This is a genomic window from Bradyrhizobium oligotrophicum (assembly GCF_051168495.1).
Lineage (GTDB): Bacteria > Pseudomonadota > Alphaproteobacteria > Rhizobiales > Xanthobacteraceae > Bradyrhizobium > Bradyrhizobium oligotrophicum_A.
Genome location: NZ_JBNPVB010000005.1, coordinates 142143 through 154326 on the forward strand (window position 1 = coordinate 142143; position 12184 = coordinate 154326).

9 protein-coding genes are annotated in these 12184 nt (G+C 65.2%); 5 read left to right on the forward strand and 4 right to left on the reverse strand.

All coding sequences use genetic code 11. The features are described from left to right. Positions 1 to 173 precede the first annotated feature (173 nt). Positions 174 to 755 carry a TRAP transporter small permease subunit gene (locus ACQR1B_RS12360; protein ID WP_434831837.1) on the forward strand — a complete coding sequence of 194 codons (582 nt, stop codon included), beginning with the start codon at positions 174 to 176 and terminating at the stop codon, positions 753 to 755. A gap of 24 nt (positions 756 to 779) precedes the next feature. Beyond that, a complete protein-coding gene (locus tag ACQR1B_RS12365) occupies positions 780 to 2456 on the forward strand; it encodes a TRAP transporter large permease (protein WP_434831836.1) in 1677 nt (558 codons plus the stop codon). 106 nt (positions 2457 to 2562) lie between these two features. Here ACQR1B_RS12365 and ACQR1B_RS12370 read toward each other — a convergent pair whose 3' ends face one another. From ACQR1B_RS12370 to ACQR1B_RS12385, 4 genes are all read right to left on the reverse strand, one after another. Next, positions 2563 to 3651 carry a TRAP transporter substrate-binding protein gene (locus tag ACQR1B_RS12370; protein WP_434831835.1) on the reverse strand — a complete coding sequence of 363 codons (1089 nt, stop codon included), beginning with the start codon at positions 3649 to 3651 and terminating at the stop codon, positions 2563 to 2565. A gap of 175 nt (positions 3652 to 3826) precedes the next feature. After that, positions 3827 to 4921, reverse strand: coding sequence for a TRAP transporter substrate-binding protein (locus ACQR1B_RS12375; protein WP_434831834.1), 1095 nt, complete (start codon positions 4919 to 4921; stop codon positions 3827 to 3829). Positions 4922 to 5097: 176 nt separating this feature from the next. Then, entirely contained in the window at positions 5098 to 6228 is a 1131-nt protein-coding gene (locus ACQR1B_RS12380) for an Mrp/NBP35 family ATP-binding protein (RefSeq protein ID WP_434831833.1), read from the reverse strand. A gap of 132 nt (positions 6229 to 6360) precedes the next feature. Then, a complete protein-coding gene (locus ACQR1B_RS12385) occupies positions 6361 to 6807 on the reverse strand; it encodes a VOC family protein (RefSeq protein WP_434831832.1) in 447 nt (148 codons plus the stop codon). Positions 6808 to 7065: 258 nt separating this feature from the next. On the opposite strand from ACQR1B_RS12385, the gene ACQR1B_RS12390 reads away from it, so the two are divergent. The 3 genes from ACQR1B_RS12390 (at position 7066) to ACQR1B_RS12400 (ending at position 12167) form a co-directional block, all read left to right on the forward strand. After that, positions 7066 to 7935, forward strand: coding sequence for an NAD(P)-dependent oxidoreductase (locus ACQR1B_RS12390; RefSeq protein ID WP_434831831.1), 870 nt, complete (start codon positions 7066 to 7068; stop codon positions 7933 to 7935). A gap of 374 nt (positions 7936 to 8309) precedes the next feature. Beyond that, positions 8310 to 10709 (forward strand): TonB-dependent receptor, encoded by a 2400-nt coding sequence (locus tag ACQR1B_RS12395; RefSeq protein ID WP_434831830.1) that lies wholly within the window; start codon positions 8310 to 8312, stop codon positions 10707 to 10709. Between the two features lie 6 nt (positions 10710 to 10715). Beyond that, positions 10716 to 12167 carry a PepSY domain-containing protein gene (locus ACQR1B_RS12400; protein ID WP_434831829.1) on the forward strand — a complete coding sequence of 484 codons (1452 nt, stop codon included), beginning with the start codon at positions 10716 to 10718 and terminating at the stop codon, positions 12165 to 12167. Positions 12168 to 12184 lie beyond the last annotated feature (17 nt).

Consider the following 12184-nt stretch of genomic DNA (forward strand, 5'->3'; position numbering starts at 1 on the left):
GCAACATGTTGCAGCAGCGGCTGTTTTTGCCCATTTTTCCGATTGACGGCAACACGACGCGCTGAAATGGTGCGCCGGTTTTCAGAGCCTGCCGGGCCGGATAGGCCGTTGCGCCGCGTGCTGCGCAGCCAGAACGGGCCGTCGGACGTCGTAGACATTGGGGGAGGATTGCGTTGCAAGCGCTGCTGAAATTGAGCCGTGGGATCGATGCGTTCACAACCTGGACCGGCAAGCGGTTGGCGTGGCTGATCCTGCTCGCGGTCATCATCTCGACGATCAACGCCATCGTCCGCAAGACGCTCGACACCTCGTCGAATTCCTGGCTCGAATTGCAATGGGTGCTGTTTTCGGCCGTGTTCCTGCTGTGCTCGCCCTGGACGCTGCTCGACAACGAGCACATCCGCATCGACATCGTCAACGCCATGATGCCGAAATGGCTGCGCGACACCATCGACATCGTCGGCCACGTGCTGTTCCTGATGCCGCTTTGCATCGTGATGATCATCACCAGCGTACCGTTCTTCCTGCGCTCCATTGAAATCAACGAGCAGTCGAGCAACGCCGGCGGCTTGCCGCAATGGCCGGCAAAGTCGCTGATCATGCTCGGCTTCGTGTTCCTGCTGGTGCAGGGCGTGTCCGAGCTGATCAAGCGCATCGCGGTGATGCGCGGACTGATACCAGATCCCCACGCTTCGAAGCCTCACAGCATCGAGGCCGAGGTCGAGCACCTCGTCGAAGCGATCGAGAAGAAATAAGCGTCGGGCTGGGGGGATTATTTCATGGAAGCGTTTCTGATCGCCAATCTGGCGCCCATCATGTTCGGGTCGCTGGTCGTCATGCTGCTGCTCGGCTATCCGGCAGCCTTCTCGCTCGGCGCCGTCGGCCTGTTCTACGCGCTGTTCGGCATCGGGCTCGGCGAATTCCGCCCCGACTTCCTGCAGGCGCTACCCGAACGCGTCTACGGCGTGATGAACAACGACACCCTGCTGGCGATTCCGTTCTTCACCTTCATGGGTCTGGTGCTCGAACGCTCGGGCATGGCGGAAGACCTGCTCGACACCATCGGGCAGCTGTTCGGCACCATCCGCGGCGGCCTCGCTTACGCGGTCGTGTTCGTCGGCGCGCTGCTCGCGGCCACCACCGGCGTCGTCGCCGCATCGGTGATCTCGATGGGCCTGATCTCGCTGCCGATCATGCTGCGCTACGGCTACGATCGCCGGCTCGCCAGCGGCATCATCGCCGCTTCGGGCACCCTGGCCCAGATCATCCCGCCGTCGCTGGTGCTGATCGTGATGGCCGACCAGCTCGGCAAGTCCGTCGGCGACATGTATGAGGGCGCCTTCATCCCCGGCCTCGTGCTGTCGGCGATCTATGCCGGCTACGCCTTCCTCGTCAGCATGATCTTCCCGAAATCCGCGCCCGGCCTGCCGGCGGAGGCGATCGGATTTCGTGAGGACTCCGGCGACCGCGGGCTGAAGTCGCTCGGCGTGCTCTTCCTGGCGGCTTGCGTGTTCGGCTGGTTCATGATGCGCGGCTCCGAATATCATGGCGCCGACTTCGTCGTGCTCAGCATGTTCTACGGCATCGTGTTCGCCTTCGTCGTCGCCATCGTGAATTGGGTGCTGCATCGCACCACCGGCTTCCGCTTCCTGTCGCGGATGGCGCAGCAGACCACCTTCGTGATGGTGCCACCGCTGTTCCTGATCTTCCTGGTGCTCGGCACCATCTTCATCGGGCTCGCGACGCCGACCGAAGGCGGCGCCATGGGCGCGGCCGGTGCGCTGATCCTCGGGGCGGTCAAGCGCCGGCTCAGCTTCGATCTGGTCCGGCAGGCGGTCGAATCCACCGCCAAACTGTCGGCCTTCGTGGTCTTCATCCTGGTCGGCGCGCGCGTGTTCTCGCTGACCTTCTACGGCGTCAACGGCCACGTGTGGGTCGAGCACCTGCTCACCTCGCTGCCCGGCGGCCAGATCGGCTTCCTGATCTTCGTCAACGCCTTCGTGTTCGTACTGGCGTTCTTCCTCGACTTCTTCGAGCTCGCCTTCATCATCATCCCGCTGCTGGGGCCCGCGGCCGAAAAGCTCGGCATCGACCTGATCTGGTTCGGCGTCATCCTCGGCGTCAACATGCAGACCTCGTTCATGCATCCGCCGTTCGGTTTCGCGCTGTTCTATCTGCGCTCGGTGGCGCCGAAGGCGTCCTATCTCGACCGCGTCACCGGCAAGAAGATGGAGCCGGTCACCACGGGCCAGATCTACTGGGGCGCCGTGCCGTTCGTGGTGATCCAGCTGGTCATGGTGATGCTTGTGATCCTGTTCCCGTCGATGGTCATGCACTACAAGGGCTCGGCATCGACCGTCGATCCCAATTCGATCAAGATCGACATCCCGCAGATCGACGCGCCGCCGCTCGATTTCGGCCCGCCGCAGATCGATCTCGGCCCGCCGAAGCAGTGACGAGCGGGCGCGGCATCATCGCTCCGATAACGAGAAACCCCGGCGCCGTGCGCCGGGGTTTTGTCTTGCGTTTGCGCCGCGACCGACGCGGCGCTGCAGGCCGGCCTCAGGCCAGCGGATTGCGCGCCATGAAGGCGTCGTAGCCGATCTCGGCCACCTGGAACCAGGAATAGCCGTTGCCGGCGAAGGCGGACAGCGACTCGTAGGTCTTCTTGAAGTCGGGGTTGGTGGCCGCGACCTCGCTGTGCAGCTCGCGCGCCGCCTTCAGGCAGGCCTGCATGATCTCCGGCGAGAAGGCATGCAGCTTGGCGCCCGCGGCGAGCAGCCGGCGCAGCGCCGGCGGATTGCCCTGGTCGTATTTCGCCATCATCCAGTTGTTGGCGTAGTGGCCGGCGTGCTCCAGGATCTTCTGGTAGTGCTTGGGCAGCGCATTCCACTTGTCCTGGTTGACGAAGGCGAGCAGCATCGGCCCGCCTTCCCACCAGCCCGGATAGTAGTAGTGCGGCGCGACCTTGACGAAGCCGAGCTTCTCGTCGTCATAGGGACCGACCCATTCGGCGGCATCGATCGTGCCCTTCTCCAGCGCCGGATAGATGTCGCCGCCGGCGATCTGCTGCGGCACTGCGCCGAGCTTCTGCAGCACCCGGCCGGCAAAGCCGCCGACGCGGAATTTGAGGCCCTTGAGATCGTTGACGCTGGTGAGCTCCTTGCGAAACCAGCCGCCCATCTGGCAGCCGGTGTTGCCCGCGAGCAGCGAGACCACATTGTACTTCTTGTAGAAGTCGTTGAGGATCTCCCTGCCCCCGCCCATCATGTACCAGGCCTGGTTGATGCGCATGTTCGGCCCGAACGGCACCGATGAGCCGAAGGTGAAGGTCGGGTCCTTGCCGAAATAATAATAGGATGCGGTGTGGCCGATCTCGACGGTGCCGTTCTGCACGGCATCGACGACCTGCAGGCCGGGCACGATCTCGCCGGCGGCGAACGGCTGAATCTGGAATTTGTTGTCGGTGGCCTCACCGACCACCTTGGCCATGATCTCGGCGCCGCCATACAGCGTGTCGAGCGATTTCGGCCAGCTCGTCGGCATGCGCCATTTCAGCTCCGGCATCGATTGCGCAATCGCCGGTGCCGCGATCGCGGCGGCCCCGGCAGCGCCGAGCCCCGTGACCTTGATGAAGTCTCTCCGCTTCATGTGTCTTTCCTCCCTCGTGGTGTTTCGTCCGTTCCTGGGCAGCCTTCTTGCGAGGCCTCGGTTCCAGTGTGGATCAAACAAGTCGAGAGTGCCATTGCGAAACGATGTCGCAACGCAAGAGCCCGGCCTCTCGCGAGGCCGGGCTCCAATCGAACAGCTGGATGAAAGCGTCGGATCAGCCGCGGGTGCGCGAGCGGATCATGAAGCTGTCATAGGTATATTCGGCGACCTGCCACCACAGATACTCGTCCGAGCGGTAGGCCTGCATCGCGTCGATGACCTTCTTGAAGTCGGCGTTCTTGGCCGAGATTTCGCCCCACAGCTCGTTGGTCGCCTTGAGGCAGGCTTCGAGCACCTCGTTGGTGAAGGGACGAAGCTGCGTGCCGCCGGCGACCAGGCGCTTCAGCGCCGCCGGATTCTGCAGGTCGTAGCGCGCAGCCATCCAGGTGTTGGCGTTGACCGTCGCGTTGGCAAGGATGCTCTGATAGTGCTTCGGCAGCTCGTTCCACTTGTCGAGGTTGGCGAAGGCATGGACGGTCGGGCCGCCTTCCCAGAAGCCCGGATAGTAGTAGTATTTGGCAACCTTCTGGAAGCCGAGCTTTTCGTCGTCGTAGGGGCCGACCCATTCGGCGGCGTCGATGGTGCCCTTTTCCAGCGACGGATAGATGTCGCCGCCCGCGAGCTGCTGCGGCACGACGCCGAGCTTCTGCAACACCTGGCCGGCGATGCCGCCGATGCGGAATTTGAGGCCTGAAAGGTCGGCGACCGTCTTGATCTCCTTGCGGAACCAGCCGCCCATCTGGGTGCCGGTGTTGCCGCAGGGAAAGCCGATGACGTTGGCGGCCTTCTTGTAGAACTCGTTGGCGAGCTCGTTGCCGCCGCCCTGGAACAGCCAGGAATTCTGCTGGCGGGCGTTGAGGCCGAACGGCACCGAGGCGAAGATCGCGAAGGTCGGGTCCTTGCCGACGTAGTAGTAAGACACCGTGTGGCACATCTCGACGGTGTTCTTCGACGTCGCGTCGAGCGCCTGCAGACCGGGAACGAGCTCGCCGGCCTGGAAGACCTGAATCTGGAACTTGTTGTCGGTCATCTCGGCGACCTGCTTCGCCATGTACTCGGCGCCGCCATAGATCGTGTCGAGCGACTTCGGGAAGCTCGAGGTCAGCCGCCACTTGATCTCGGGCATCGACTGCGCGATGGCCGGAGCGGCCACGGCAGCCGACGCCGCGGCGCCCGCGGCCGAAACCTTCAGAAAATCACGACGCTTCATATTAAGGCATCTCCTTGTTGGGGGGCGTTTCCCGTTTGAAATTGCGTTTATCCGCCGATGCGATTGGCCACATCGAGTCGAAGACGATCCGGCGCGGCTTTAGCACGGAACCGGTTCAGCGAAAACGCGACGATGGAATGACGAGCCGGCCAATAGTCGCACTTCGCTGCACCGCATCAAGCAGCAGCGATGGTGTCCTTGAGCTGATCGCGGACGGCACCGGCGATGGTCCGGTAGATCGCCGCGTGCGGTCCACTGGGCTCGCTCTCGACCACCGGATTGCCGGCATCGGACGTGGCGCGGATGTCCATGTGCAGCGGGATTTCACCGAGGAACGGCACGCCGAGCCGCTCGGCCTCGTGACGCGCCCCGCCATGGCCGAAGATGTCCGAGCGGGTGCCGCACTCCGGGCACTGGAAGTAGCTCATGTTCTCGATGATCCCCAGCACGGGCACGTTGACCTTCCTGAACATCGCAAGCCCGCGCCGTGCGTCGATCAGCGACAGGTCCTGCGGCGTCGACACGATCACCGCGCCCTTCAGCGGCACGTTCTGGGCAAGCGTCAGCTGGGCGTCGCCGGTGCCCGGCGGCATGTCGACGACGAGCACGTCGAGCGTGCCCCAGGCGACGTCGCGCAGCATCTGGTTGATCGCCGACATCACCATCGGGCCACGCCACACCAGCGCGCTGTCCTCTTCGACCAGGAAGCCGATCGACATGATCGCAAGCCCGAAGCGCGACAGCGGGATCATCTTCTTGTCTTCGGTCAGCTTCGGCTTCTCCTGCAGGCCGGTCAGCCGCGGCACCGACGGGCCGTAGATGTCGGCATCGAGCAGCCCGACCTTGAGGCCGAGATCGCGCAGGCCCAGCGCGAGATTGATCGCGGTGGTCGATTTGCCGACGCCGCCCTTGCCCGAGGCGACCGCGATGACCGCGGCGATGCCGGGGATCGCGGCCTGCCGGGACATCGGCGAGTCGGCCGGATGCTGGTGCTGATGCGGACGATGCGCCGCGACCGGCTGCACGCCGCCCTGGCGCGGCGGCGGGGCCGCAGCACCGGCCTTGCGCTCGGCGGTCAGCGCAATCATGGCCATGGTCACGCCGGGGATGGCGCGCACGGCGGCCTCGGCCTGGCCCCTCGTATCCTCCCAGGCCCGGGCCTCGCTGGCCTCGACATTGATGGAGAAGAACACCTTGCCGTCATTGGCCGTGATCGGCGACAGCACGCCGGCGTCCGGCAGCGCCACGCCGCGCGGCGAGCGGACCCGCTTGAGTGCCTCGATGACCTGTTGCTGCGTCACGCTCACGGCGCGTCTCCTGAGAAAGTTCGGAACGCGCCACATCACCGCGCTCTATCATGTTGGCCGGACATCATCTTCCGTCGCTGCCGACGGGGTCGGTCCGGCCCTGCGTTGCGCAGTGTCATAATGCCGGTCGGCTCAAAATGCCACCTTGGTTCCGATGTCGGCGGCGGTCTCCACCGGGGCATCCTCGGCCTGCTCCTTGGCTGCCTCGTAATTGAGCTCGATCATCACGCCGTTGGGGTCGCGCACGAAGATCTGCCACAACTCCCCGCCCGGCACCTGCCGCGCGTCGAACGGCATGCCCTTGGCGGCGAGCCGCGCCTTCATGCCGGCAAAGCCGCGGCTGACGAAGGCGACGTGGTGGACGACGCCGGAGTCCGGCTTCTGAGCTTCCGCGGTCGACGAGATGTCGACCAGATGCACCACCGCCCGCCCCTCGCTGTACATCCAGGCGCCCGGGAATGCGAAATTCGGCCGGTCGCCGTTCTCGAGGCCGAGCACGTCCTCATAGAAGCCGACCGTCGCGGCGAGATTGCGGGTCCGGATGTTGAAATGATCGAGCACGCCGACGCTGACGCCCATGCGAGACACTCCCTGAATGAGTCATTGGTAGAATTTCGTTGTCGAATGACGGGTTTGCAAGCCGTCCTGATGATCCTTCTTTAGCACGACGGAGCGTTTTCGCATCCGTCACGAAGCCGTTGCCCCTGCCTCGCAAGCGGCTATGGTGCGGCGTCCAGCGGACCGCCGGAATCCTGGCCGGCTGCTGATGTTTTCCGTCAAGAACGGCCCGGCCCTTTTCGAGGCCGCAGGCAGAACCCCAAGGTCAAGGTAGCGCATATGGCGAAAGTCGCTTTCATCGGTCTCGGCGTCATGGGTTTCCCCATGGCGGGACATCTCGTGAAGAAGGGCGGCCACGAGGTCACGGTCTACAACCGCACCGCGGCCAAGGCGAAGGAATGGGCCGACAAATTCGGCGGCAAGACTGCCGCCACGCCGAAGCAGGCCGCCGAAGGCCAGGACTTCGTGATGTGCTGCGTCGGCAACGACAACGATCTGCGCGCGGTCACGATCGGTCCCGACGGCGCCTTCGCTGGCATGGCCAAGGGCGCGACCTTCGTCGACCACACCACGGCCTCGGCTGAAGTGGCACGTGAACTCGATGCCGCAGCCACCAAGGCCGGCTTCAAATTCATCGACGCCCCCGTCTCGGGCGGCCAGGCCGGCGCCGAGAACGGCGTGCTGACCGTGATGTGCGGCGGCACCGAGGCCGCCTATGCCGGCGCCGAGCCGGTCATCGCCGCCTACGCCCGGATGTGCAAGCTGCTCGGACCGGCCGGCAGCGGCCAGCTCACGAAGATGGTCAACCAGATCTGCATCGCCGGCCTCGTGCAGGGCCTGTCCGAGGGCATCCATTTCGCGAAGAAGTCGGGCCTCGACGTCTCGGCCGTGATCGAAACCATCTCCAAGGGCGCCGCGCAGTCCTGGCAGATGGAGAACCGCTACAAGACCATGAACGACGGCAAATATGACTTTGGTTTTGCAGTGGAATGGATGCGCAAGGACCTGTCGATCTGCCTCAATGAGGCCCGCCGCAACGGCGCTCATCTGCCGGTGACCGCGCTGGTCGATCAGTTCTACTCCGAGGTCGAGAAGCTCGGCGGCAAGCGCTGGGACACGTCGAGCCTCTTGGCCCGGCTGGAGAAGTAACACCGATCTCGCGACCACCGACCTGCCGTCGCTCGGCCCTAGCGGCGGCAGGCTCATCAACGCGGGACAAGCCCGCGCCCTCCCCTTCGGTCCGGCCGCTGAGTTCGTTGCGCCCAGACGCGAGGCTGCTCCCGTCAGCCCGCTGCTCGCGAGTCCCCCATTCGGGCGTCATTGCACGCCTCGCGACTCGCTGATACCCATTGCTATCGCTAATCGTTCGCATGTGTTGCTGGATCGAGACACACCTTATCGGAATACGCTGATCGTAACGTTATAACATTACACATACTCCGATTTGGACTAGCTCTCTTCCTGATCATCACGAACGGAGGCGCGGGCGCCGGCACGGGCGGCCTGCCGCGATGGGGATTGGAATGAGAGTGCGGGACTTCTGCGGTTCGATCTCGCTGGTGGGGCTGCTGGCGGCAGGCTGGCAGGCCGGGACTGCCCACGCGCAACAGGCCTCCGCCCCCGCTGGCCGGGCGGCGGCCGCCGGCACGCTGCTGCCGGACGTCACGGTGGATGCGCCGCGCCAGCGGCAGCCCGCCGGCCGGGCGCCATCGCCGACGCGGGCGGCCAACCGGACCACGCGGCCGGCGCCTCGACGCGCAGCCGCGCCATCGCCGGCAACCGGGCCCTCTGTGCCCTCCACCAACATGTCGGCGGCGACGCCGCTCAACGGCAACGCCATGCCCGCAATCGGCAGCCGCCTTGGTCTCACCTCGCGCGAGGTGCCGGCCGCGATCGAGGTCGTCGGCGCCGACACCCTGCGCGAACAGGGCTACCACACCACCGTCGACACGGTGAAAGGCGCCACCGGCGTCAGCGCCGGCGACGCGCCGAACGACGTCGGCTTCGCGATGCGCGGCTTTCAGGGCAACCAGGTCAACGTGCTCTACAACGGCATCAACATCGGGCCGACCGGCTTCACCGCGCTGACGATGGAGACCTTCAACCTCGACCGCGTCGAGTTTCTGAAAGGCCCCTCCTCGCTGAGCTCCGGCCAGGGCGCGGTCGGCGGCACCATCAACTTCGTCACCAAGGCGCCGCACACGGGCCCCGTCCAGAACGAGGCGTTTGTCGGCTTCGACCAGCGCGGCAGCTTCCGCAGCGGCTTCGGCTCGGGCGGCAGCACCACGATAAAGGGCCTCGACTATCGCTTCGACATCAGCCGGACCAAGGAGACCGGCTTCATCGACGACACCGATTTCAAGAACGTCCACGTCTCCGGCCAGTTCGACGACCGCCTGTCCGACAGCTTCAAGACCTTCGTCGCGGCCGAGTTCAAGGACTACAAGGCCAGGCCCTATGAGGGCACGCCGCTGGTGCCGGCGACGTTCAGCGGCGCGAACGCCACGAGCGGCATCGTCTCCGGCACCAAGGTGTCGGCCTACAATGGCAGCGATCTCGGCGCCGTGACCATCGACGGACGGACGCTGTCGACCAACTACAACGTGGTCGATGGTCACAAGACCATCAAGGAATCCTGGGTGCGCAGCGGCTTCGAATGGGACCTGAACAACGCCGTCAAGCTGCGGAGCCAGATTTACAACTACAACGCCAGCCGCGACTGGTACAACAACGAGGTCTCGGCGTTCAATGCCAACACCAACCTGGTCGATCGCGAGCGGTTCTTCGTCCACCACAACCACAACATGGTCGGCAACACCACCGACCTCACCTGGAACGGCAGCATCTTCGGTCTCGCCAACCGCCTGGTCGGCTCGGTCGAGAGTTTCCATACCGACTTCACGCGGCCGGGCGCAGCGAACTTTCCCGGCGACTCGGTCGCTCTGATCGGCTTCGATCGCGGTGTTTATGGCCAGCTCGGAACGCAGTTGCAGAGCGCCACCATCGACAGCGTCGCGCTCAACCTCGAAGACCGGCTGAAGCTCACGGATACGTTCGCGCTGGTCGGCGGCCTGCGCTACAACCCGTTCACGCTCGACCGCAACTCCATCGACAAGAACGGCATCGTCAAGAGCGGTTTCCCCTATTCGAAAAGCTGGCAGCCGGTCACGGGGCGCATCGGCTATACGTGGGAGGCGCTGCCCGGCACCACGTTCTACAGCCAGTACGCGACCGCCGCGGACATTTCGGCGGACAGCATCTTCCTGCTCAGCCCGACGCAAAATCTCGCACTATCGGACTCCCGCAGCGTTGAGACCGGGGTCAAGCAGTTGTTCTGGAACGGCCGCGCCGAATGGACCTTCTCGGCTTTCGACATCGAACGCAACAATGTCTACAGCGCACAGGCCGGCCAGCAGCTCAACCTCGCCGGCAAGGTCAAGTCGCAAGGCATCGAGGTCGCGGCTGCGGTGCGGCCGACGCCGGAGAGCAAGCTCTGGGGCAATGTCGCCTATGTCCGCGCACGCTACGCCGACTACGACCTCGCAGACGGCAGCGGCTCGTTCTCCGGCAACACGCCGCCCAACATCCCGGCTGTCATCGTCAATGGCGGCGGCTCCTACCGCTTCCTCAATCCCGGCTGGTGGCCGGTCGAGCTCGGCTTCTCGGTGCGCCATGTCGGCGACCGCTGGAGTACCGATGCCAACACCGTAAAGCTGAACGCCTACACCACCGCGGACCTGTTCGCCTTCATCGATCTGCCGAAGGTGCCGCTGTTCGCCACAGCGACCAGCACGCGGCTGACCTTCCGCGTCCGCAACGTCACCGACAAGCGCTACGCGGCCTGGAACGACCCGTTCTACCCCGACCAGATCTTTCTCGGCGCGCCCCGCACCTACGAGGTCGAAGCCTCGTTCAAGTTCTGAGGACAGATGATCCGGGCGCTGATCCTCGCGCATCGCTGGTTGAGCATCCCGCTCGGTCCGCTGTTCGTGCTGTGGTTCGCGACCGGAATCGTGATGCACTACGTGCCGTTCCCCGCGCAGACGGAGAGCGAGCGCTTCGCCCGGCTGGCGCCGCTCGACCTCGCCGCCGGGCTGCGCAGCCCCGCGGAGGCGCTGGCCGCCGTCGGCATCGACCACCCCGGCCGCATCCGGCTGTTGCAACGGGTGGACGGCCCCGTCTACGTGATCACGGACGCCGATCTGAGCGTCGCCGTACATGCCGACACGCTTGCCGCAGCCGACGTGACTGACGCGGAGCTTGCTCTATCGATCGCACGCGTCAACGCCCAGCGCCGCGGGATCGGCGGCAATGGCGCTGCGGCCGCCGCGCTCGACGGCTACGATCAATGGACCGTCCCCAACCGCTTCGATCCGCATCGCCCGCTGTTCCGGATCGCGCTGAACGATGGTGATGGCACCGAGCTCTACGTCTCCTCCCGGACCGGCGAGGTCGTGCTGGACACGACCCGTTTCGAGCGCGGCTGGAACTACGCCGGCAGTGTCGTGCACTGGATCTATCCGACCATCCTGCGCAAGGACTGGGGCGCCTGGAACGTCTCGGTGTGGTGGCTGTCGCTCGCGGCCGTCGTTGCGGCCGTGACGGGCGCCCTGCTCGGCCCCGTCAGACTGCGGATCGCCAACAAGCGGCGGCTGTCCTCGCGCTACCGCGGCTGGCACCGTTGGCATCACTGGGCCGGCCTCGTCTGCACGTCGTTCGTATTGAACTGGATCGTCAGCGGCTGGCTGTCGATGGACCATGGCCGGCTGTTTGCGACCGGCCATCTCACGACCTCCGAACAGGCGGTGCTGATCGGCGCGCCGGACTGGAGTATGCTCGGCACCTCCGCGCTCGCCGCCACGCATGGCGAGGTCCGCGAGATCGAATGGTTCGCCTTCGGCGGCCGCATCCATCAGCGCGGCCGGCGGGGGCTGATCCAGCAGCAGATATCGGTGCTCGACGGTGCTGCGCCAAAGATCCTCGGACGCTTCCTGCAGCCGGCCGACGTCAATGCCGTGACCCTCCGGCTTCGCAGCGATTGCGCGCGAGCCGTCGAGGTCGAGTCCGGCGACGACTATCCCTTTGCCTCCGACGTGCCGGGGGCGCCGGTCTATCGCACGGTCTGCGGCGACGACTGGTATCATTTCGATGCCGCCTCGGGCGCCGCGCTCGAAAAACTCGATCCATCCCGGCGCGCCTATCGCTGGCTCTATCAGGCGCTGCACACGCTCGACTTCCCGATCCTGCTCGCCCATGCGACGCTGCGCACGCTGATCATCGTCGGCCTGTGCGCATTCGGCCTGGCTTTCAGCATCACAGGCATGGTGATCGGCTGGCGACGGCTGCGCGCGCTCGGCCCCGCGCCGCGCCACAAAGGTTAATTTAACGCGCGGTTAAC